Below are 23,222 nucleotides of genomic sequence, written 5' to 3'. Positions count from 1 at the left end.
TCATTATCAATTGAGTAAGCACTTGGCGGATATTTTTTGCCTCATATATCCTACTGACTACTGATATTTACTATCGACGCTATTTCCCAATGATGGGTTTGCTTTTCTTGATAAGGTTTTATTTAAACCTTCTCTTGGCGAATGTCAGCTGATACGAAAACACCCCACTAAATAGTGAGGTGTTTTTATCGTGCGACTATCGTATCTGATGACTGATATCGTTTATCGAAACCTTAAGTAATACTTATAGGTCTCAGTATGCGTATTAGCAACTGCTTTAGATCACATCTGTACCAGTAATGTTTGGCTCTTCAGTAGCGGGCGCTGTCATACTTGACATCGATTGACAACCTACGAGTACCGTTACCATGACAATACCAGTCATCAATGCTTTGGTTAAGTTTTTCATATTAGCTCCTAGAATCGTTTTAATAGACTGTTGGTTTTAGCAAAGTATCACTATCGTTGTATTAAAGCCACAGCTATTGGATCGTACTTTTCCCAATCACCATAGCTTATTCACACTTTTAGCATACCCATCTCTTATATTGCTGTAAGTTAATTAATGTTAAGGGAATATGCTTACTGAGTTTTGGTTTCCTGCAACGCTGCATAACCGGATAAACGCTTGCGCTCAGCATCATTAAACAACTGCTGCTCAAGTTGGTCTATCTGAATTTGCGCCTCTGCTGGATTGGCACTTTGATTTAGTAAGCGCTGTTTTTGCGTTTGATACTGAGTGAAGCGCTGATCAAAATTGGCATCTTCTTGATCGACTTGTGCCAGTCTCTCTGCCGCTGGTGCACCTACTAGCTCTCGACGCATATTGTATAGCGCTTCAGGGCTGGCACCTGCCGCTTTCATCTGTTCAGTACGAGCCATAAGCTCATTAAGATTGGCTTGCTGCATGATATTGGTTTTGATCGCACCATCTGGTAGACGGCTCACATAATCTTGCCTGGCAGCCTGTTTCTGTGCCTCACTCATTTGCTCATTTTGATTGATTCTGACCATCTCCATACTATAGTCATCATAACTATCACTAGCACCAAAGAAGGCTTCGATGGTGGTTTTGTCAAAATACTGCTGACGTAAACTCGCCACATCCTGCTTTTGCTGAGCAATGGCATTCAAATCTAGCTCACCATTTTTGGTCGCTTGCAGTTGCAGATTGCCATAACGCTTTTCTATCTCAGGAAGCGCTTTGAGATACGCCACATATTTGCCAAAGATAGCGACCGCTTGGCTGGCAGCTGGCTCTGGCGTGTGATGGCGAATATAACTCTCGACACGTGCAAAAATAACGGCTTCGTCCTCCTCTCCTATTGCGGATAAAAAATAATCGAATAAACGCCGCAGACCTTCAGTGACGACCAACTGCTTGTTTTCATCGATGATGATTTCGCCATCCACTTGCGTGCCTTTCAATGAGCGTGGCAAACGCTCTAACCCAGTGACAAATGCAGACTGGTTCTGGGCTGAAGCGGTTTGTTCTGTTTGCTCACTATTTAGCGCAGTGGACAACGTACTCTCAGAGGTATCTGCAGAGGCAATGGACGCTGATTGTGCTGTCTCCATTCGTTGACTATCTGGTTTAAACCACACAATCACCGCCGCCGCGATGACTATGATGACCACAGCGATGATAGCGATTGGTAAATAGGCTGGACGGCGATTATTCGACATAGATGAGAGTTCTTTTTACAAGTCAGCTTAAAGGTTGGCGTTTTTTAGGCGATTGACCTGAGTACGATAGATAGATTTTGGCTTAGACTCGCCCCATGCCGTCAGACCTAGTACTTGGTCTGCTGAATCCAAATGGTTCATGATGTAATTATCACGAATCACATACCCAAGTCGGCTTGAGCAGGCAGAAACCAGACCATCATTTCCCTCCAATAAAAACGGTACGCTTGTTGCTGCAAGCAGATAATCACTAGGGTCAAGGACGCTCATGACTTGTCCGACGCCACTAAATGAGTAATATTTGATACCGTTTGCAGAGGTACTGGTTGGCTGACCACAGTAACTTGTTGGCATTGCTGCGGGGAATTTGGCATTGAATTTGGCCGCACCATCGGTTGATAGCGCCATGAGTGCTTGCCAGCCATTTTGCGCTTGTATCTCTTTAATACTGATGCCTGATCCCACATCTGTAAAGCCGCCAATCAAATTAAACACCCCTGATACCAGCTGTGTCGTGACGTTTGATGGCTCACCTGTGTCATTGTTTGGTTCAAGGACGTTTTTGACAAAATCGGCGGTTTTTGAGCCTTGCTCTGGGCTTGATACGGCGGTGACCGAGGCGACGTATTTTGGCGCAACGCCAGCGACATAGCGGATGTCTATACCGCCTTGACTGTGCCCAAACAAATTGACTTTTGGATCGCCTGAAATGGCAGTGATGGTTTTGACTTGCTGTAATAGCTGCTCGCCGCGGACTTCACTATTATTCACCGCTGATGTTTTGGTGGTGTACACCTCTGATCCACCTTTCATCAGCTCACTAGGAATCCCGTTGAAATAATCTAAGACCCCAAACAACTTGGTAAAACCGCCAAGCCCATGAGCCAGGACCACTGGATACTGAGTCTTGGTATAACTGGAGGTAAAGTATTTGCTATCGACTAGCGTGCAGCCATTGGCGTTGGCACAATTATAGTACTGCCCTGCCGCTTGCGCTGAGGTGGTTTGCATGGTCATTAATAAAACGCCAGTACTGATAGAGCCCAGTATTGGTAAAAAAGTGCGCGGCGTGAGCGCAGCACGAACGTACGAGGAGAGCGTCATAACAACATCCTTGTCATCATTAATGGTGAGTCCTTTACCTCATAACGTCGGCAAAGACTGCTGCTAATCCCTTTAGCATGCAAAATTACATTACTTCTATCTTTTACAAGATTCAACTAAATTGTCAAAATATGAATATATTATCGTGACTGGAGGGTCATAACGGCTCAAATGCGGCTGTAAAGCAACTATTGTCAATAATAATGATAGATTTAATATCAATTATCATAAAACTGCCATTCATCCATTTATGGTATAATTTATCCACATTAAACCCATAATTATAAGACACAAGATGATGACTAAAAAATCCCTTATCCAGTCCCCAGAGGCCATAGAAAAAATGCGTGTGGCCGGCAAACTTGCCAGCGACGTCCTTGTCATGCTCGATGAGCACGTCAAAGTTGGCGTCAGTACCGAAGCGCTTAACCAAATCGCTCATGACTATATCGTCAATGTGCAAAAAGCCATTCCTGCTCCGCTGAACTACAATGGCTTTCCTAAGTCTATTTGTACCTCAGTCAACCACGTGGTCTGTCACGGCATCCCAACCGAAAGCAAGCTACTCAAAGATGGTGATATCATCAATATTGATGTGACCGTGATCAAAGACGGCTACTACGGCGACACCTCAAAAATGTGGATCGTCGGTAACGGCTCTATCATGGCGCAGCGTATCTGCAAAGTCGCACAAGACGCGCTATATGCTGGCATGAGTGTCGTCAAAGACGGCGCGCGTCTCGGTGATATTGGTGCGGCGATTCAAGCAGTGGTCGAGCCTGAGCGCTTTAGTATCGTCCGTGAGTTCTGTGGTCATGGCATCAGTAACGAGTTTCACCATGAGCCACAAGTGATGCATTATGGTAAAAAAGGCACAGGCTTTGAGCTAAAGACGGGCATGACCTTTACCATTGAGCCGATGATCAACCAAGGCACATGGCAGACCAAGATTTTACCTGATGAATGGACGGCGATTACCAAAGACCGTAAGCTGTCGGCTCAGTGGGAGCATACGATGGTCGTGACCGACAATGGCTGTGAAGTGTTTACCACGCGCCCTGAAGAAGACCTGAGCTTTTTGACCCAGTAAGACCATAAAAGATCGCCTAGGCGGTCTTTTTTTTGGCCGATGGTTAGCGTGTATCGAGTTAGGACAGATTGAGTATTGTGCTTACTGGCTTTTTGTCTTTATACTCTGATGAGTTAATAATTTATATTGATACATTTATTAGTACATTCTATTGGTAACTTTTATCAGCTATCAGCAGCTCAAACGCTCTATTTTTAAACTTTTAATTGGATAACACTCATGTTTACTTGTGATGTCGCTTCTATTGATCTAACGCCCCTACCGCTACTATCAAATGATACGGCGACAGATAACTCGCTGTTGTCAGAGCAAAATACAACTGATAAAGCGCTACTTGGCATTCCTGAATGGTTGGCACAAATCAATGAGGATATCAGCCGATTACTAGAGCGTGGTACCAATATTCGTCAATTGGTCGAAGTACGTGCCTGCGCGATTGATAGCTTACTCATTGCGCTATTCAAATGGTTTGAGCTAGATAAGACGGATTTGGCATTGTTTGCAACGGGTGGCTATGGACGCGGTGAGCTGTCGCTTTATTCAGATATTGATATCCTGCTGTTATCTCCTGACGAAATCGGCGCTGATGCCAGTAGTAAGATTGATAAATTGGTCGCATTGCTATGGGATATCGGGCTGGAGCCTGCGCTGTCTGTACGTAGCGTCAACGATGCGTTAGAAGCTGCACTTGACCATACGATAGCCAGTGCCCAGCTCGAAGCTCGATTGTTAATCGGCAACGAAGCACTGCGAGATATGCCCATCCAAATCGTTAACAAGCAGTGGTCTCCTCGTGCCTTTTTTGATGTAAAAATGGAAGAGTCTAAGGCTCGCTACCTACAGCACAATGCCACCGAGTATAACCTTGAACCCAATATCAAAACGGCGCCTGGGGGATTACGTGACATTCATATTATCGGCTGGGTGACCAAACGCTATTTTCGTGTGGGCAAGCTCTATGACTTGGTGCAACAAAACTTTTTGACCGAAAAAGAGTTTGATGAGTTAAGCTTTGCAGAAGGCTATCTATGGCAGATACGGCATTATCTGCATGTTCTGACCGGACGTAACGAAAACAAGCTGTTGTTTGATTATCAGCGTGAGATTGCTCAATTAATGGGTTACGAGACCCAGCCAGATGACCAGCCCAATGCGGCTGTTGAACGCTTTATGCGTGATTACTATCGCTGTGCCATGCAAATATCAACGCTGTCTGAGATGCTGACCAACCACTATTATGAGACCATCATAGAGCCCAACCTGCCTGATGATGAGCGCCCCAAAAAGCAGCCGATCAATGCAAGATTCAACCGTGTTGGTGATCATATTGCTATAGCGCACCATCGGGTTTTTGCTCAGCATCCTGAATCTATTTTAGAGATGTTTTTATTGATGGGTCAGCACGGTATCGACAAGGTTCGCACCCATACCTTGCGTGCACTCAAAATTGCAGCACGCGGCATCGATCAAATCTATAGGGACAACCCCGTTCACAAAGCTTTATTTTTATCCAATTTAAAAGAGCAAAACTATCTGTTCCATCGTTTGCGCACCATGAATCGCTATGGGGTATTGGGCAACTATATTCCTGCTTTTGCGCAAGTCACGGGTCTGATGCAATATGATTTGTTTCATCGCTATACGGTGGACGCGCATACGTTATTTTTGATTCGAATTTTGCACCGCTTTACCGATCCTATGTTTTCTGAAGAGTTTCCACTGGTCAGCGCTATCTTTCAGCGTATCGAGCGCAAAGAGATTTTGGTACTGGCGGCGATGTTTCATGATATTGCAAAGGGCCGCGGCGGCGACCATAGCGAGCTTGGTCAGACAGAGTCCATTGAGTTTTGTCTGTCACATGGCATGAGCTTAGCCGACGCCAATTTAGTTGGCTGGCTGACCCGCTATCATCTGTTGATGTCGATTACCGCACAGAAAAAAGACATCTCAGACCCTGAGGTGGTGACTGTCTTTGCAGACCTTATCGGTAATGTGACGCATTTGAATCATCTGTATGTACTGACGGTTGCTGATATGAATGCGACCAACCCACAGCTATGGAACAGCTGGCGGGCGACGCTGATGAAACAGTTATACTCGCAGACGCGGCGCATTTTGCGCGCCGATATTGATGCGCCGACCAATCGCCAAGATATGATCAGTGCCACTCGTGCGCAGGCGCTCGCGATGCTAGACAATGTCAATAATCAGCACATGAATCGCGATGAAGTATTGCGACTATGGGACGATTTGGGCGATGAGTACTTTTTGCGAGAGATTGCAGAAGACATCTTGTGGCACACCGAAGCCATCTTGAACCATCCACCGATTGGGCTTGCTTCTAATGCGGATAGTCCGCCACTGGTGGTTTTGCGTGAGCATCGTGAACTGGCACTGGATGCGGTACAGGTATTTGTCTATACCCAAGATCAAATAAATCTGTTTGCTGTTACGATGGCGGTGTTCGATCAGATGAATCTTGACGTATTAGATGCGCGTATCATTACGGCGACTCGCGACTTTGCCTTGGACTCTTATGTATTGTTAGATCCTAGTGGTACTATCCTAGTCGATGAAGACAGTCAGCAAGAGCTCAAACAGCGCCTGATTAATGCCTTTAAAGACCCTACTGTACTAAAGCTCACCAACAAACGTATGCCACGTCAGCTCAGGCATTTTGAAGTGGCTACGGTGATTAACTTTGAGTTTAATGAGGCATCTGACCAGCATATCATGAGCTTAGAGACACTGGATCAGCCAGGACTATTGGCCCGAGTGGGACAGGTGTTTTTGCAGGAGCAAATTGAGGTTCATGCGGCTCGTATTACGACCTTAGGCGAGCGCGCAGAAGATATGTTTTATATCAGTGACCAAAATGATAAGCCATTATCTGCTGAACGACTTGATGCGTTAAAATCGGCATTGCTCGCCAGCCTAGCGACCAAAAGGGAAAACAACGTGGTTTATAGCTATTAATTGACGTTATTAGGAGCACGTTTTATAACGTGCTCTTGTATATTATATTATCAGCATGTTCTATCAGCTCTACATCAGCAAGCTCTGGTGGCAAAACACCTACTTCAAGTAGCTGCTGCTCCATGATTAATCGTCCAGCCTTGATTTCTTTTTGTAATAAGCAATGCAAGCTTGATAAATGAAACTCGCCATTAAGATAGTCACCCAGCTGCCTCAAAGAAATAGGCGACTTGGCATGCACGTCAGGATACAGACTATCCTCTGCCAAAATAATCATTTCATTGAACGTCTCTTCACGCATCAGTTCATCATTGTCTATCTCATCCTGCAACTTATTCGCCAGACGGCCTTTCACTGCAAGAATACCAACAAAAAATAGTGTCTGTAAGATAAATAAAGCAATGTATTGCCACAAAGATAACGATAGATTCAACATATTATTTAGCAGCATCAGCGCCATGGCGACAACCACGTAACCAACCAACTGCCATAATAACCACATGATTAAACTATTTTCGCCATACCAAAAGATTTTCTTCTCTTGATGCTCAATCAATTGCCGCCTCGCCTGCCACCAGCACGCTTCACGTTCTTTTAGCAGCGCATATATGTTAATAGGGTGCACACCTGCATCAGGAATGTCATTATTGATATTTTTAGCGATGAAGTTATTATGATTTAGTGCACTAGGCATATCAAACTGTCCTTAAAATGATCTGTCTCTGGCACTGACAGTCATCTTTTATATTGTTATAAGTTATCAGACGCGAAGCGTTCAATGCGCTTTGTAAGTACGACTGAATGGGCTATGATAAGGTCAGCCGTTCAAGCACAATAAATTCGCATTCACGTTATGAGAAGAAAAAGGCAAAAGAGGTATTACACTGCTCTAATGTAAATTTTCTTTATAACTTTATTATTAATTGTCTATTATAGTTATCACACTTATGAATCACAACTTAGCGCATCTACATCCTTATCCCTTTGCCAAGATGGCAACCTTACTTGCTGACAGCATACCTGCCGACGGTTACAGCGAAATCAAACTGGGTATTGGTGAGCCAAAACATGAGCCACCAGCATTTGTACTGGACGTACTACGCGAAAACTTGGACAAAATAAGTCGTTATCCGACCACCAATGGTATGTTTGAGTTACGTCAGACGATTGCGCACTGGTTAGAGAAGCGTTTTTTTCTTAGCCATGTCGATGCCAACACCCAAGTTTTGCCAGTGATGGGTACTCGCGAGGCCATTTTTAGCTTTGTACAAGCCGTCATAAATCATGATACCGCTGATAACGAAAGCACGTCCTCTTCAGCATCTAATGCCTCGCCTTTGGTTGTTATGCCCAATCCGTTCTATCAGATATATGAAGGTGCAGCAATATTGGCACAAGCGACGCCCCATTTTGTTCCCTGTACGTTAGACAATGACTTTAAGGGGGATTATCGCGCGGTGCCAAAAGACGTTTGGGCACGCACGCAGCTTGTATTTGTTTGTAGTCCGAATAATCCAACGGGTTCGGTTATGACTATGGAGGATTGGGAATATCTCATTCGTTTATCAGACCAATACGGTTTTGTCATTGCCAGCGACGAGTGCTATAGCGAGCTGTATTTTGATACTGCTCCGATTGGCTTACTGCAAGCCTGCGCGAATCTGGGTCGCCGTAATTTCAAAAACTGTATCGTATTTCATTCATTATCCAAACGCTCGAACCTACCTGGTTTACGCTCTGGGTTTGTGGCGGGCGATGCCAAGATTTTGCAGTCTTATTTTCAATATCGTACTTACCAAGGCTGTGCGATGCCGATACCGCATCAGCTTGCCTCTATCGCTGCGTGGCAAGATGAAAAGCATGTCGCACACAATCGCGCCCTTTATCAAGAAAAGTTCGCGCTATGGATGTCAGAGCTTGGCGAGTTGCTAGATTTGCGCATGCCAGAAGCTGGATTTTATTTTTGGATAAAAGTACCTGAACTGTTCGATGGCGATGATGAAGTATTTGTCAAAGCATTATACGAGCAGGCCAATATCCATGCATTGGCAGGACGCTACTTGTCACGCGAGGTTGATGGTAATAACCCTGGAAAAGGCTATGTCCGTGTTGCTTTGGTCGCGAGTGTCGAGGAGAGCCGCGAAGCAATCAGTCGTATTCGAAAGTTGCTGGCGGCATAAACAGCCACTCAAAAAGCTTTTATCTTGAGCTAATAAAGCAGCCTCTAATAACCACAATATAAATAGGGTTATTAGAGGCTTTTTGCATGAATAGTGCTATAGTAAAGTCTCTACTGCAAAATATACCATCAAGGATGATGCCATGCCCCATCTTGACTTTACCCAGCCGCCCTTTGACGTACTGAGTCTAGCTGAACGTCAAAGCATCAGAAAAAACACGAAGATCCGTTATCTTGCTAGAGATGAGATCCTACCCGCAGCAGACTTGCAGTATCTATATGTGGTCATCAAAGGACAAATTGAGCAATCACTGGGTGGTGAATTTGTCGCCTCTTATTTGAGCAGCAACCATTCTGATGAGCCAAACAATAATGACTGGTTTGATAGTCGCCGCTTACCTGAGTCACTCATAAAAATTGGTGTGCCAGAAAGTGAGGACACACCTATACAGCCGTACCAGTTTCGGGCCAGTGAGGAGACATTGCTGCTACAAGTCGATGGTGCCACTGTCGATAAAATCAGCGCGCAAAATCATCTGGTACGCCAAATGCTATCAGACAAGCTACCCGAAAGACTAAAGGCATTGCGACAGCGCCGTAGCAACAAAACTCTAGACCCTGCTGGCTATACCCATCAACAAGAAGTGCAGCAAATCATGCTGCAACCTGTCATCGACGTCCATTTATTGCCAGTACATATTGTCGATGCCAATAACAGCTTGTACGAAGCTGCGCGTATCATGACCAAGGCTGGACTAAAACACGTACTGGTACGACCGCTGAACTATGTAGAAAATATACGAGACACTGAGCAGCCAAAACTGCTGTTAGGCATTCTCACCGATACGGATATTTGCCGCGCTGTGAGTGACAGACAAGATCCCGCTATTACGCTTTGCCAGCGCTATGCCAATTTTAACCTACGTACGATCAAGGCCACTGACGAGATTGGCGATGCGTTGCTCACCATGACCCGCTATCGCATTCACAGGCTGCCAGTCATTGATAGCAGTGGTGATGTCGTCGGCGTGCTTGGACAAAGCGATATGCTCGCCCACATTGGTCATCACTCACAGCTTATTAGTATTCAAATCGAGCAAGCAACCGATCTACCAAGCCTAGATACCGCAGTCGAACTCATCGGTCGCTATATTCGTGCGCAGCATCAAAACGGTGTCAAAATCGGTAATATCAGCCGCATGGTACAGACGTTGAATGCGCAAGTATTTACCAAGTTGTGGCAACTTATTGTGCCTGATGAAGTGATAAGTAATACTTGTCTCATCGTCATGGGTTCAGAAGGTCGCGGCGAGCAAATCATGCGTACCGATCAAGATAACGCACTAATCATTCGTGATGGCTATACGCATCCGGATTTGGCACAGTTTGCCGATACCTTTAATAATCACTTGGCAACGCTTGGCTATCCACTGTGCGATGGCAATATCATGATGACCAACCCCATGTGGCGACAACCGCTCAAGCAGTTTACCGCGCAGATTGGCTCATGGTTTAAGAACACTGACCCCATGCATGGCATCTACTTGTCCGCCATAATGGATGGCGAATACGTCTGCGGTGATGAAACCCTACTTACACAGGTACGTCAGCATTTAAGAATGGCTCACAGACAAGCCGATCCAATGTTTGTACGTCAGTTTGCCCGTGCAGCATTGCAGTTTGGCGATGTCAATCAGTGGTGGCAAAAGTTTGTGCCTTTGATAGGGGGTAAATCTATATCAGCAGATATTGATCTAAAAAAAGCAGGGATCTTTCCATTGGTTCATGGTATTCGTACCTTGGCATTAGAAAATAACATACTCGATGTACCAAGTACCAAAGAGCGTCTAAAAGCCTTGGTAAAGGCGCATGTCCTGAACCAAGAGCGCGCCGATACGTTATTAGAAGCGCTTGAGTTTTTTATGGCGCAGCGGCTATCCGTAGCACTCTCAACTGAGGACAAACAGGCAAGGCAAGTCGATCCAACGACACTAACCGCACTAGAACGCGACCTGCTTAAAGAATGTCTGGCCGTGGTAAAAAGTTTTAAAAATCAGCTGCGTCAACACTATCAGTTAGAAATAGCATAAATATAGCAATAGAATAAATAAATGGATGATCAACATGAGCTGGTTACAGCAGTTATCTTGCGCTTGGCAAAAGACGCAGCTACAGCGTCCGGAGCTGGCATCAATGTTCATCACACCGTCGGCTGAGCAGTGGGTAGCGATTGACTGTGAAATGACTGGACTGAACCCCAAAAAGCACCATTTATTGTCCGTCGCAGCGATACATATCAATGGCAATACGATCGATACGGGTAATGGCATGCACTTAGTTTGCAGACCGCCCGTAATGCCAGATCGGGATACAATTGTCATTCATGGTCTGCGTACTGCTGATGTCGAGCACGGCATGAGTTATGACGAGATGCTGGCTCTCATGTTACCTTTTATTGATAACCGCCCCATCGTCGGATTCTGCACGCAGCTCGACATGGTATTTTTAAACCCTTTGGTCAAACGCTATATGGGAACGACCCTGCCCAACAAAGTCATCGATGTGCGTCAATTATACAGTCGACGTATGGGCGACCGTACGCAAGGTATTCCCAATCAAACGCAGCATTTGACTAATATTCTGGCGCATTATGGTATTCCTGAGCTTGGTGCCCATGATGCTTATAACGATGCAATAATGACGGCGATGGCATTTTTGCATGTACGCTAGCCTTTATTATTGACGATAAAATTGAGCTTCTGAGAGCATATGCGAAAACAGCAACTCATGTTACCATAAGCAGTTTTTGCCACCTGATGAAAGATGCTCATGCGATACCGTTCAAAGCGCGACCATCAGTCGCCCATTACTGCCAAAACTGCCGCAATCTGTAGCCGTGTATTACCCTCTCACTTATCTAATAAACGTCTGCCTACCCTCACGCTATTCGCTGCGATGATCATAGCGCCTGCTTATGCACAGGCGGCTCTACCAGCCCCCATTGAAGCAGCATTGTCACGTGCCAATCTGACAGCGTCTGATATCAGTCTTATCGTAACGCCTGTGGGTGACAAAAATGCCAGTCGACTGCCCGCGTCTGTGCAAGTGATTGATAGCCGTGATACGGATCGCCAATCGGCGCGACCCTCTGACTATAACGCTGTGACTGCTAATGAAAACAATAGCAGCCAAAACGTGACAAAGACAGATAACCTAGCGACCAACATCACCACTCATACTAACTCACAAAGCGCGCTAATCACTATTGAACAGCGTACGATTGAACAGCATGAGCGAAAAATACATACGTATACTGATGATCCTTATACGTATCAGAGTGTAGAGAGCATACCGACGGTTGTACCTGATGAGAACCCTTCCCTTACTAATGATGACAATAGCGCAGTGAGCACGGATAATGCCTCGGTAAAAATCTCCTTTTCACCACTATTGAATCATCAGCCTGATGTACCGCGTACGCCTGCCAGCACCATGAAGTTGGTACCCACTTTTATCGCGCTTGATACATTGGGGGCAGGTTTTGTGTGGCACACGCGGGTTTATCATACGGGTATACAAGTCGGTGATACCTTGATGGGCGACTTGATCATTCAAGGCAGCGGCGACCCTAAGATGACTCATGAGCGATTAAAGCAGCTCCTTTATCAAGTGCAAGCGGCAGGTATTCGCCATATCAATGGCGATATCATCGTTGATAGCAGCATTTTTGAGTCGGTGAGCAAAGATCCTGCCGCCTTTGACAATGCGCCAATGCGTCCTTACAACGCCAGTCCAGATGGGTTTTTGGTGAACTTTAGCACCGTCGGTATCAAGACTCACCCTTTGGACAACGACCACGCAAGCTTGACTTATAAGCCGCGACTGGCTAACTATCAACTCCCTCATAAGATCCGCACACGCGACGCGGCTTGCGGACAGGTAAGCTACAGCCTATCGCCGCAGTGGCAAGCGGAGCGGCTAGCACTCAATGCCAGCCTGCCAAAAAGCTGCGGTGAGCATGTGTTTTATGTGGCGTATCCTGATGCCAAAACGTTTGCCGCACACGTCATTGCTGCAAAATGGCAAGCGCTTGGCAATACACTGAGCGGACAAGTGATCTCACAAGAAACCCCTTACAATGCCACAAATAGCGCAAAATCATTACAAGGCCTCAGTGCGATCACCGTGTCACCTCTGCCCTTGGTCAGCTATCCTTCATTGGACTTAACGCAGCAAATTTATGACATCAATCATTTTTCAAACAATGTCATGACAGAGCAAGTTGCCTTATCCATCGGCGCTTATGACACAACTGAGCGCGCCAATATGCCTGCTAAAAACAGCACGCAAAAGGCCGCCAGCTTATACCAGTATCAGCCGATGCATACTGACTATCCTGCAGCGCTAACACATATCAGCCAATGGTGGCAAACCAACCTAAGCACACCGCCACCTTATTTGACCAATGGCTCGGGACTCTGCCGCAACTGTACCATCACCGCCGCCAATCTAAGCGAGCTATTGACCTATGCTTATAATCACCCAAGCTTTGATGCGTATGTAGACTCGTTAGGTATCGCTGGAGTCAGTGGTACCATTGCCGCTCATAGTGAGCGACTACCTGACTCAGCAGCGATTGGCCGAGCGTGGATAAAAACAGGCACATTAAATAACGTCACCTCAATGGCAGGCTATGTCAAAGGGTTGTCAGGTCAAGACTATGTCGTTGTGGGTATGATTAATACAGATCAAGCGCTCAATCCTTATACGGCAAGACCTGTATTAGATGCAGTACTTGACTGGACCGCTCAGCGCTAATGGTTTTGCTAAAGCGATGCTTAGTAAGCAGTAGTAAAGCAGCAGCAGATATTTTGACGCAAGTGGTATGATTATTTGCACAGCAATTATGATTGCTATGTTTATGAATACATTTTTAAAACTTTTATTTTTACCTTTATAAAGGCAAGCTTATGTCACGCCAGACAACCAATCTCAGTAAGCCTCGCACGCTTGCGTCAAGTCAGCCTAAACTGGCGCAATATATTGGGTTTTTCGCCATTGGTTACATCCTTGCCAGCGCCATATTTATGATGATTCAGACCAAGATTGCGCTTAATTCGCAACTGGTCATGGTCGTCTCTATCATCGTCGGTGCTTATATTGCTGTCAGCAAATTCATCAAGCATCAGCAGCGTGCCTTGGCTAAAAATGAAATCAACCGGCTCATGTTTGGCGGTGTAGCGGTGGTTTGGTTATTGACGGTCCTTTATTTTTTAGCCATATGGTTTTGGTTATTTGATGGGGTTAGCCGTGAGGTATTACTCGAGATGGCTATGGCGCGGCCTTTGCCCTTGCTCTCTTCATTGGTGCTGATGCTGGTATTCACCTTGGTCAGTACGCGTATCAGCCTATGGGCCATCAATCATTTTTTGAACCCTACTTCCAAAACAGCCTGAGGGTTGCCGACTCTATACAAGGCACTACAAAGTTTTCTCCTACTCATACGTAAAATCCGTTAGGCTAACGTTAATCAGCAAGGTTTTAGCGATTATTTGTTTTACTTTATAATAGGAGCAAACATCATGGAAACGGTTTTTTTTGACAACATAGATAAGCTCGGTCGCATTGTTTTAACGACCTTTATGGTCTACGTGTTGATTGTGTTGGTGACCAAAGCCTCTGGTAAACGATCGACGTCACAGCTCAATAACTTTGACTGGATCGTGACCGTCATGATTGGCTCATTGGGTGCCAGTACCATTTTGCTCAAAAACATCCCTTTCATCGAAGGGGCTTCGTCGATATTGGTACTCTATCTCTTACAGTTTTTGATAACCAAATACGCCTCTATCTCACCGCAATTTAGCAGTGTTATTCTGTCTGATCCACGTATTGTCTTTTATCAAGGGCAGTTTCTGCCAGAAGCGATGCGTGCCGAGCGCCTGACTCGTCAAGAAATCGAATGTGCGATGCGCGCTGAAGGGGTCAATAATTTTGATGATATCGAAGCCATTGTCTTCGAGTCTGATGCCAAACTCAGCGTGATTCCAAAACAACGCCAAGCCGATACGAGTGATGATGAGCAGGATGTAGATCACAGCGTGTCAGAGACCATTACCCCTTTGATGTAGTGATTAGATACTTGAGCACTGATGGCTATCAATACTCAGATTCAGTGCTCGAATGTAAAAATTTTTCAATTTAAAAAATGGTAGGAACTATGAAGGTTAGAATTTTGAGCGTTGGCAATAAAATGCCAAGCTGGGTACAGACAGGATTTGATGAGTATTTTAAGCGTATTCAGCCCATGCTGAGCACAGAGATTGTAGAGATTGCTGCTGCAAAACGGGCAAAAAACCCATCAGATGCCAATCTAGCACAGTACCGTGAGCAAGAAGGTCAAGCGATATTGGCCGCTCATAATGCCGCGAGCCGTGAGCAATTATGGGTACTAGACGTCAAAGGTAAGATGATTTCAACGGAAGGATTGGCTGATAAACTCGCTGATGGCATGCAGCAAGGTGATGATATTGCGTTGGTCATCGGCGGTGCAGATGGCGTATCACCAGCAGTGTTAGCAAAAGCCGACGCAAAGTTATCATTATCAGCACTGACATTGCCGCATCCGCTGGTACGCGTTGTACTAATGGAGCAGCTATACCGCGCGATGAGTATCAACAATAACCACCCTTATCATCGCGGTAATTAACCAAACCCCAAGCTTTTTTTTGATTTAAAACGTCAATCCCAAAATAGATTGAAAAACTGGCGCATGCCCTAATAAATGGAACATGAAATATCCAAAACGCGCGACATCCAAAGCCTCTCAGACTACGCATCAGCGTGATCATCATCACGACACTGTACAGACACCTATTACCTCTGCTGCGGCATGGGAAAGTGCGTCTGCTGTACCATCCACCACCTCGACGCTTCCAGCGCTGTTCATCTCGCACGGGGCACCCACGCTTGCGATTGAGCAATCTGCCACGACCAGTGCATTGGCACGTATCGGGCAAAACTTACCTAAGCCACGTGCTATCGTCATTATGTCGGCGCATTGGCAATCAGCAAAGCTCGAGATTAACAGTAACCCGCAGCCAAAAACGTGGCATGATTTTTCGGGTTTTGCGCCTGAGCTTTACGATCTTCAGTATCCTGCATCAGGTCAACCAGCGCTGGCTGAGACACTTGCTCAGCAGCTTACCGCACGCGGTATCACTTGTAGTGTCAATCCTGTACGTGCCTGTGATCATGGCGTTTGGGCACCGCTCAGACACCTGTACCCAGAGGCAGATGTGCCTATCGTTCAAGTATCACTACCGCAGCATTACGATAGCATTGCTTGCTATCAATTGGGCGCGCAGCTCGCGCATCTGCGTGATGAGAAAATTCTTGTTATTGGCTCAGGTAATATCACCCACAACTTGCAAGCGCTACGCTGGGAAGCCGATAGCATCGATCAGGCTGCTAAAGGATTTAAGCAGTGGTTGCTCCAGCAGCTCAAGATAGACATACCCACTGCCCTCGACTGGCAACAATATCCAGAGTACAAAGACATTCACCCTAGTGATGAGCATTTGCTGCCATTGTTTTTTGCGTTAGGTGCCGGTCAGCGCGTCTCGGTTGTTCATCAGAGCATGGCCCATCATAGTTTGGGCATGGATATCTATCGCTTTGATTAGCTGCTATTTATTAGCTCCTATATACTAGTGCCTACTTATCTAATTAAAGCACACAAACCAAACCTACTTCTCAAAGGCAGGTTTGGTAAATAAACCCGCACGCTCCATCTCACCTGCCAGACTAAATAGCGTCGCCTCATTATTCATACGTCCGATGAGTTGCATGCCAATTGGTAAGCCTTTTTTACTCATACCGACCGGCACCGACATGGCTGGCAATCCTGTGACGTTGCTCAACAATGTGAAGCCCATTTTTCCTAGCACAGGCGCGCTTAGCTTTTCGATCATCCCCGAGCTAAAGGCATATCTGCCCATGTCAAACCCTTTATTGAGCACCCCAGCGCTACGCATCATCATCTCATCCATGCGGCTGGGTGGTAGCACGCCGTGTTTGACCGCAGGCGTCGGTACCGTCGGGGACAAAATCATATCGTAGGTTTCTAATAACAGTCCCGTTTGATACTGACTGTGATGCCAGCCATGCTTGGCATGAACCAAGTCCACTGCTGATAGCGAACGTCCGAGTAGCGCCATATTGTAGGTTTGCGGCTCTAGGTTTTTGATATGGGCGGGCCCAAACTCGCGCTCGATATTATCAATCGTAAAAGCGGTATGCGCGCAGACCACGACGATAAAGTCATGCCAAAACTGCTCGATATTAATATTTGGCTCAGCAGGTATCACTTTATGACCCATAGACTCTAATTGCTTAGCGGTTTGCTTCAGTACAGCAAGGACTTCTTTGTCTACTACGGTATTGGCAATCAATGGCTGCTGCTGCAAAGCGATTTTCAATGGCCTTGGCGCGCGCATCGCCGCCTGCAAAAACGTGCCGTCTGGCGGCGCAATGACATAAGGCGCACCAATCTCCACGCCACTGGTGGCATCGAGCATCGCGGCACTGTCACGTACCGAGCGCGTAATCACATGGTCGGCCACTGCCCCATCCCAGCCTTCGCCAAGATTAGGGCCAAGTGGATTGCGGCCACGGCTTGGTTTTAAGCCAAACGTACCGCACCAGGCAGATGGAAAACGTATCGAACCGCCACCATCACCGCCGCCTGCCATCGGTACGATACCGCTCGCCACTGCCGCGGCACTACCACCCGACGAGCCACCAGAGCTATAGCCTTTTTTAAACGGGTTGTGAGTGGCGCCATGGGCTTTTGGCTCGGTGGTGATAATCAAGCCAAACTCTGGCGTATTGGTTTTGCCAAAGGTATTGACGCCTGTCGCTTTCATGCGTGTGACGATTTCGCTGTCTTTTTCTGAGAGGATATTGACGCTGCGGCTGCCCATTGTAATGGGTTCATCTGCGAAGCTAAATGAGAGATCTTTGAGCAAATACGGCACGCCAGTAAATACGCCAGAAGGCAGTCCTGCCTGCGCCGCGTTGTAAGCGCGCTCATCGAAACGGTGAATAATGGCATTTAGCTTGGGATTGAGTTTATTGGCCTGATAAACGGCGGCGTCTAATAGCTCCTTTGCACTGACCTCACCTGAGTTAACCAGTGCCGCTAAGGCGAGTGCATCGTACTGGGTATATTCTTTAAACATAACCAACCTTCCTTAGAGAGTAATTGTAGTAAGATTTTTTAAATATCTATTTCATCAGTAACTGTCAGTTTATTATAAAAAACCACGACCTATGGTTGATAAACAAACTCACTGGTCATTTGAAGGTTTTGGTAGCTAGTTCGTTTATAAATGAAATTAATCTTAAATCTCTTTCATAAAAAAACGAGCCACTTTAATGACTCGTTTTTTCATTATTCATTCAATACTAAGCACTACATTAACAGTTCGCGCTTACCACTTTTGCCCATCGAGCTGACCAGTCCAGCGTCTTCCATTGAGTCGACAATACGGGCTGCGCGGTTATATCCGATACTGAACTTACGCTGGATACTAGAAGCTGAGACCTTACGCGTCTCCATAATAAAGGCGACGGCGTCATTATATAGATCATCATCTTCACCAGAGGCATTAGCCGTGCTACCACCGCCCGGACTAGATAGCTCAAAATTTCCTGCCATGTTGTCAATATAATCGGGCGCACCGCGCTCACGCCATGCATCACAGACACGGTTGACCTCTTCATCACTGACATAAGCACCATGCACACGATCTGGTTCAATCTGACCTGGCCCCAAGAACAACATATCACCGTTACCTAGCATGTCCTCAGCACCGCCACTATCCAGAATCGTACGCGAATCGACTTTTGAGTTGACACGTAGTGCTGCCCGTACTGGGATATTGGCTTTAATCAAACCCGTGATGACATCGACTGATGGGCGCTGAGTAGCTAGCATTAAGTGAATACCAGCCGCACGTGATTTTTGTGCCAAGCGCGTGATTAACTCTTCGGCTTGTTTACCCACCTGCATAATCATATCGGCAAACTCATCCGCAACAATAACAATCATGGGCAGAGTTTTAAGCTTTGGCGCTTGGCTGATACTCACACTGTCATTCGGTCGCCATAAAGGATCAAGCATTGGATTGCCTGATTTCTCTGCTGCGATGACTTTTTTATTAAACTCGTTGAGCTTACGAACCTTTAGCAAGCTCATCAACTGATAGCGGCGCTCCATCTCGGCCACGCACCATGACAAGCTGCTAGCGGCCTCAGTCATGTCAGTGACAACTGGGGTAAGCAGATGCGGAATGTCATTATAGTTGGCAAGCTCCAGCTGCTTTGGATCAATCAAGATGAGTCGCAATTGATTGGGCGTGTACTTGAGTAACATCGACAATAGCATTGAGTTGACCAATACCGATTTACCAGAGCCTGTGGTACCAGCAACCAGCATATGCGGGGCACGCGCAAGGTCAGTAATAATGGGGTTACCGCCAATGTCTTTACCCATCGCCATGCTGATTTGTGCTTTAGGGTCTTTGAACATCTCGGTACTAAGTAGCTCGATTAAGCGTACCATTTCACGTTTTTTATTGGGCACTTCAATACCAATATACGGCTTACCAGGGATGACCTCGACCACACGCAAAGAAGCCATCGATAGTGAGCGCGCCAAGTCACGTGAAATACCAGTGACCTTACTGGCCTTTACGCCAGCCGCAAGTTCCACTTCAAAACGAGTCACCACAGGCCCTGGTATGGCATTAACTACAGAGGCTTTTACATTGAACTCTTGGAGCTTGATCTCAAGCAGCTCAGATAATTGTTCAAGCTCAGCGACGGTATAGCTAGGCTTACGATCAGGATCTGGCTTGTCCAATATAGACACTTCTGGAATAGGGGTTAGGCTACTGCGATAGGCAGCCGTCTGCATAGAGCGTGATTTTTGACTGAACGCCGCATCGTCACTGATATGCGGCATAACGGGTGTACTATCGTCAGTACTATCCTCCTCCGGCATCATGTCAGTGATATGGTTGCTACTATCACCTTCTGGTACCGCAAAGCTGACAGAAGGTTTAGCTGGGGCTACAGGCTGTGTATTTGAGGCCGAACTGACCACTTCCACAGTTGGCGCCGCTTTTGGATTGGCAGGCGGCGTATTGGTCGGTGTCATATCCGAAATTTCTGATACTGATGCGGCCACTTCTTCTGATGGCTGAGCCACTGTGACCTCAGGTACAGGCGATGACTCATTACGTTGTAATAGTTCGGACTGTGCAGCAGAAAGCCCATAAGAGTCGGCACTTAGAATGCTATTAGTGGCGTCTGACGTAGGCCTTGATAGCTCTTCTTGCGGAATTTGATTAGTGACATTAGTTTCCTCAGCAGTAGCAACTGACGATTTTGCAACAGGTTCTGATATATTGCCATGCTCCGCCAACCATGCTTCTGCTAACTTATCGACATTCTCCGTTATATCATCTGGGTGAGAGTCTTCCGGCTCAGTAATAGCCTGATTGACAGCTTGAGCATTCGTTGATTCATCCATTGAGGGTTGAGTCGCTAGTTCTTGATTAGATAAATCTGATTGAGTTTCTGTTTCTACCTTTGATGCTGCCACAGAGGCTTGTACTGTTTCTTCTAATGACACGTCAGTGACGACTTCACTCTGTGCATAGTTAGGCACAGTAGAATTATCTATGCTGTTAGTACTATAAGCCATCTGTTCACGCGCGAGCAAATCATCAACCGTATTTGCGTCATTCCATGCAAAGCTTGGCTCGACTTTGCGAGCAGGCGCTACGATAGGGTTTGGTATCGTTGATGTGTTGGTGTCACTGACTGCACTGCCAACCGTAGCATTAGCAGTCGCTGCGACCGCGTATGGTGACTCACTTTTTTCATCGCTAGACGTTGCTGCTGCTTTTGCTGTCGCCATAGAGGCTTTCACACTATCAGCCAATCCTGACGTCGACAAAAAATCTGATAATACATTGCTGAATCTGCCACTATTATCTACTGCGTGAGCACTATTCGCATCGTCAGCTGATTGCAACTCAAGTGGCAGCTGCTCGTACTCGGCTGTTTGATTGGGATTGTTTTCTGTGACGTTATCAGCGTTTTGTGAGACATTACTTTGTTGATCTGCCTGAGCCGTGTCTTTATTTTTCAACCCTGAGCCAAGCCAAGATAATGCTGTAATCTTCTGATATATAGCGAGCCAATGGATGTTAAAGGCAAAGGTCGCGGTAATCACAACGAACACCGCCAAGAAAACCACACTGCCCCACTGCGATAGCAACTGTGCCAAACGTTCCTGTAACTCAAGACCGATGATACCACCAGCCACGCCTTCAAGTCCCGTTGATGCAGGATTGGCTACTTGCTTAATTAAGGCAACCAGTTGTGCAAATAATGCACTGGCGCTCAACAGCAAAAACACATAAGCGACCAGTCGCATGAGCCAAAACGTCGGCTTATTATCCCACCAAATAAGGATAGACTCATAAACCACAAACGCTAAAAACCACCATGCACCATAGCCAAAAAAGCTATAGAGCAAGTCGGACAACCAAGCGCCCGTCTGGCCACCCATATTGTTAATAGTCGTCATATCACTACTGATGTGCGACCAGCTAGGATCATTGCCTGTGTAAGTCATTAAAATAACAAACAAATAAACAGCCAGTATTAACCCAAGGAGGGTAAATATTCCCTTTTTTAAATACTCAATAAGCGGTGCTGATATCACGTAAAATCTGCCTTGTTGTTAATACTAAATGGTCGCCAGTGCATGACTAAGTCTAATCATGCTGACATAAAGTGCTGACATATAAAGGTACCTAGCAAAGTGTTTGGTTGAGATTCACCTCTCAAAAGGCCTGAGCATAGCAGTCATCGCTTAAGCTCTATCACACTTGGCATAACTTCTTATAATAACAAATACATAGGTACAGTGGCGACACTCTTATAAAGAAAGCGTGCAAGAAAGTAAATCAATGTACGATTTGCGCAAAAAATCTGCGAATAATCCAAAAGTTACTAACAGAATACTGCTAACAATTTTGTATAGACCCTATAAAATACCAGCTGTTTCTAGCACGAGTATTTCAAGGTTATCATGCTTTGATTCTAATGATAGCTGTGTTTGTTTTAGCAAACTTGCACTTTTTGCTATCTACCCTTATGTTATTATCACACAGCAATTAGAAAAACCATATTAGTAGCAACGCTTGACGTTTTTTTATTAGATTTATAACTCATATTTTTCATTCGTATATTTAGAAAGGAACCACTTATGGCAACTGACACTACTGCTTCACGTCACGAAAAGCTCATCATTTTAGGCTCAGGTCCTGCCGGTTATTCGGCTGCGGTCTATGCGGCACGCGCCAACCTTAAACCTGTTATGGTAACGGGTATAGAAGTGGGTGGCCAATTAACCACCACCACCGAAGTCGATAACTGGCCAGGCGATGCGCATGATTTGACCGGTCCTGCATTAATGGAGCGTATGAAGGCACATGCTGAGCGTTTCGGTACAGAATTGGTTTATGATCATATCAATGATGTTAACTTGAATGTACGACCTTTTGAGCTGTCAGGTAACAACGGCACCTACACTTGTGATGCCCTGATTATCTCAACAGGTGCCTCTGCTCAGTACCTAGGTCTAGAATCAGAAACCAAATTTAAAGGGCTTGGCGTATCCGCTTGTGCCACTTGTGACGGTTTCTTTTATAAAGATCAAAAAGTCGCTGTGATTGGCGGTGGTAATACAGCCGTTGAAGAAGCCTTATACCTCTCTAACATTGCTTCTGAAGTCACTTTAGTGCATCGCCGTGATAGCCTACGCTCTGAAAAAATCCTACAAGACAAGCTGTTTGAAAAAGCCAAAAACGGTAATGTTAAAATCGAATGGAACCATCAAGTCAAAGAAGTTGTCGGTGATGACATGGGCGTCAATGGTGTCGTTATCGAATCAATGATTGATGGCAGCACCAAACAATTAGATACAATGGGTATGTTTGTCGCCATCGGTCATAAGCCTAATACCGACCTATTCAAAGGTCAATTGGATATGAAAGATGGCTATCTGGTCGTCAATAGTGGCTTGAATGGTAATGCCACGCAGAC

Annotated in this window: 17 protein-coding genes; 11 read left to right on the top strand and 6 right to left on the bottom strand. The window is 45.9% G+C overall.

Annotation, left to right across the window (positions count from 1 at the left end; genetic code table 11):
• Window positions 1-277: 277 nt before the first annotated feature.
• The 3 genes from AS194_RS14025 to AS194_RS04660 all read right to left on the bottom strand — a co-directional run bounded on the left by AS194_RS14025 (window position 278) and on the right by AS194_RS04660 (window position 2,790).
• Window positions 278-409: a hypothetical protein gene (locus AS194_RS14025; RefSeq protein ID WP_257785223.1), complete on the bottom strand. Its 132-nt coding sequence runs from the start codon at window positions 407-409 to the stop codon at window positions 278-280.
• Window positions 410-582: 173 nt separating this feature from the next.
• Window positions 583-1,686, bottom strand: coding sequence for a lipase secretion chaperone (locus tag AS194_RS04665; RefSeq protein WP_058024310.1), 1,104 nt, complete (start codon window positions 1,684-1,686; stop codon window positions 583-585).
• A gap of 27 nt (window positions 1,687-1,713) precedes the next feature.
• Entirely contained in the window at window positions 1,714-2,790 is a 1,077-nt protein-coding gene (locus AS194_RS04660) for an esterase/lipase family protein (protein ID WP_058024309.1), read from the bottom strand.
• A gap of 298 nt (window positions 2,791-3,088) precedes the next feature.
• Between AS194_RS04660 and map the strand changes: the two genes are divergently transcribed.
• Together map and glnD are read left to right on the top strand one after the other, a co-directional pair.
• Complete coding sequence (map, locus tag AS194_RS04655; RefSeq protein WP_413771704.1) at window positions 3,089-3,880, top strand: type I methionyl aminopeptidase; 792 nt, start codon at window positions 3,089-3,091, stop codon at window positions 3,878-3,880.
• Between the two features lie 219 nt (window positions 3,881-4,099).
• Window positions 4,100-6,856 carry a [protein-PII] uridylyltransferase gene (gene glnD, locus AS194_RS04650; protein ID WP_058024307.1) on the top strand — a complete coding sequence of 919 codons (2,757 nt, stop codon included), beginning with the start codon at window positions 4,100-4,102 and terminating at the stop codon, window positions 6,854-6,856.
• A gap of 22 nt (window positions 6,857-6,878) precedes the next feature.
• Here the strand turns inward: glnD and AS194_RS04645 are convergent, their stop codons facing one another.
• Window positions 6,879-7,550 (bottom strand): hypothetical protein, encoded by a 672-nt coding sequence (locus AS194_RS04645; protein ID WP_058024306.1) that lies wholly within the window; start codon window positions 7,548-7,550, stop codon window positions 6,879-6,881.
• A gap of 253 nt (window positions 7,551-7,803) precedes the next feature.
• Here AS194_RS04645 and dapC point away from each other — a divergent pair, with 253 nt between their 5' ends.
• The 8 genes from dapC to AS194_RS04605 all read left to right on the top strand — a co-directional run bounded on the left by dapC (window position 7,804) and on the right by AS194_RS04605 (window position 16,720).
• Window positions 7,804-9,036, top strand: coding sequence for a succinyldiaminopimelate transaminase (gene dapC / locus AS194_RS04640; protein ID WP_058024305.1), 1,233 nt, complete (start codon window positions 7,804-7,806; stop codon window positions 9,034-9,036).
• A 142-nt stretch (window positions 9,037-9,178) separates the two neighbouring features.
• On the top strand, window positions 9,179-11,125 hold the full coding sequence (locus AS194_RS04635) for a DUF294 nucleotidyltransferase-like domain-containing protein (protein WP_058024304.1): 1,947 nt from the start codon (window positions 9,179-9,181) through the stop codon (window positions 11,123-11,125).
• Window positions 11,126-11,159: 34 nt separating this feature from the next.
• Complete coding sequence (locus tag AS194_RS04630; RefSeq protein WP_200960321.1) at window positions 11,160-11,765, top strand: 3'-5' exonuclease; 606 nt, start codon at window positions 11,160-11,162, stop codon at window positions 11,763-11,765.
• Between the two features lie 99 nt (window positions 11,766-11,864).
• Window positions 11,865-13,853 (top strand): D-alanyl-D-alanine carboxypeptidase/D-alanyl-D-alanine-endopeptidase, encoded by a 1,989-nt coding sequence (gene dacB, locus AS194_RS04625; protein ID WP_083499598.1) that lies wholly within the window; start codon window positions 11,865-11,867, stop codon window positions 13,851-13,853.
• A 152-nt stretch (window positions 13,854-14,005) separates the two neighbouring features.
• The gene (locus AS194_RS04620) at window positions 14,006-14,491 is read left to right on the top strand and encodes an ABZJ_00895 family protein (protein ID WP_058024303.1); all 486 of its coding nucleotides are present in this window, start codon (window positions 14,006-14,008) and stop codon (window positions 14,489-14,491) included.
• Between the two features lie 126 nt (window positions 14,492-14,617).
• Window positions 14,618-15,166 carry a DUF421 domain-containing protein gene (locus AS194_RS04615; protein WP_058024302.1) on the top strand — a complete coding sequence of 183 codons (549 nt, stop codon included), beginning with the start codon at window positions 14,618-14,620 and terminating at the stop codon, window positions 15,164-15,166.
• A gap of 89 nt (window positions 15,167-15,255) precedes the next feature.
• The gene (gene rlmH, locus AS194_RS04610; protein ID WP_058024301.1) at window positions 15,256-15,744 is read left to right on the top strand and encodes a 23S rRNA (pseudouridine(1915)-N(3))-methyltransferase RlmH; all 489 of its coding nucleotides are present in this window, start codon (window positions 15,256-15,258) and stop codon (window positions 15,742-15,744) included.
• Between the two features lie 82 nt (window positions 15,745-15,826).
• Window positions 15,827-16,720 (top strand): DODA-type extradiol aromatic ring-opening family dioxygenase, encoded by an 894-nt coding sequence (locus tag AS194_RS04605; protein ID WP_083499597.1) that lies wholly within the window; start codon window positions 15,827-15,829, stop codon window positions 16,718-16,720.
• A gap of 63 nt (window positions 16,721-16,783) precedes the next feature.
• On the opposite strand, the gene AS194_RS04600 is transcribed toward AS194_RS04605, so the two are convergent.
• Both AS194_RS04600 and AS194_RS04595 read right to left on the bottom strand, forming a co-directional pair.
• Window positions 16,784-18,277: an amidase gene (locus AS194_RS04600; RefSeq protein ID WP_058024300.1), complete on the bottom strand. Its 1,494-nt coding sequence runs from the start codon at window positions 18,275-18,277 to the stop codon at window positions 16,784-16,786.
• 233 nt (window positions 18,278-18,510) lie between these two features.
• On the bottom strand, window positions 18,511-21,837 hold the full coding sequence (locus AS194_RS04595) for a DNA translocase FtsK (RefSeq protein WP_083499596.1): 3,327 nt from the start codon (window positions 21,835-21,837) through the stop codon (window positions 18,511-18,513).
• A gap of 546 nt (window positions 21,838-22,383) precedes the next feature.
• On the opposite strand from AS194_RS04595, the gene AS194_RS04590 reads away from it, so the two are divergent.
• The coding region (locus tag AS194_RS04590) for an NAD(P)/FAD-dependent oxidoreductase (protein ID WP_058024298.1) at window positions 22,384-23,222 on the top strand (839 nt) is incomplete at its 3' end.

Source organism: Psychrobacter piscatorii, assembly GCF_001444505.1.
Taxonomy (GTDB): domain Bacteria; phylum Pseudomonadota; class Gammaproteobacteria; order Pseudomonadales; family Moraxellaceae; genus Psychrobacter; species Psychrobacter piscatorii_B.
Note: the sequence above shows the minus strand (reverse complement) of the source record. Positions and strands in the feature narration are given on the sequence as shown.

Excerpts from the sequence above, each read along its gene's own strand:
- AS194_RS14025 (WP_257785223.1), bottom strand. The coding sequence starts at position 409 with ATGAAAAACTTAACCAAAGCATTGATGACTGGTATTGTCATGGTAACG.
- AS194_RS04665 (WP_058024310.1), bottom strand. The coding sequence starts at position 1,686 with ATGTCGAATAATCGCCGTCCAGCCTATTTACCAATCGCTATCATCGCT.
- AS194_RS04660 (WP_058024309.1), bottom strand. The coding sequence starts at position 2,790 with ATGACGCTCTCCTCGTACGTTCGTGCTGCGCTCACGCCGCGCACTTTT.
- map (WP_413771704.1), top strand. The coding sequence starts at position 3,089 with ATGACTAAAAAATCCCTTATCCAGTCCCCAGAGGCCATAGAAAAAATG.
- glnD (WP_058024307.1), top strand. The coding sequence starts at position 4,100 with ATGTTTACTTGTGATGTCGCTTCTATTGATCTAACGCCCCTACCGCTA.
- AS194_RS04645 (WP_058024306.1), bottom strand. The coding sequence starts at position 7,550 with ATGCCTAGTGCACTAAATCATAATAACTTCATCGCTAAAAATATCAAT.
- dapC (WP_058024305.1), top strand. The coding sequence starts at position 7,804 with ATGAATCACAACTTAGCGCATCTACATCCTTATCCCTTTGCCAAGATG.
- AS194_RS04635 (WP_058024304.1), top strand. The coding sequence starts at position 9,179 with ATGCCCCATCTTGACTTTACCCAGCCGCCCTTTGACGTACTGAGTCTA.
- AS194_RS04630 (WP_200960321.1), top strand. The coding sequence starts at position 11,160 with ATGAGCTGGTTACAGCAGTTATCTTGCGCTTGGCAAAAGACGCAGCTA.
- dacB (WP_083499598.1), top strand. The coding sequence starts at position 11,865 with ATGCGATACCGTTCAAAGCGCGACCATCAGTCGCCCATTACTGCCAAA.
- AS194_RS04620 (WP_058024303.1), top strand. The coding sequence starts at position 14,006 with ATGTCACGCCAGACAACCAATCTCAGTAAGCCTCGCACGCTTGCGTCA.
- AS194_RS04615 (WP_058024302.1), top strand. The coding sequence starts at position 14,618 with ATGGAAACGGTTTTTTTTGACAACATAGATAAGCTCGGTCGCATTGTT.
- rlmH (WP_058024301.1), top strand. The coding sequence starts at position 15,256 with ATGAAGGTTAGAATTTTGAGCGTTGGCAATAAAATGCCAAGCTGGGTA.
- AS194_RS04605 (WP_083499597.1), top strand. The coding sequence starts at position 15,827 with ATGAAATATCCAAAACGCGCGACATCCAAAGCCTCTCAGACTACGCAT.
- AS194_RS04600 (WP_058024300.1), bottom strand. The coding sequence starts at position 18,277 with ATGTTTAAAGAATATACCCAGTACGATGCACTCGCCTTAGCGGCACTG.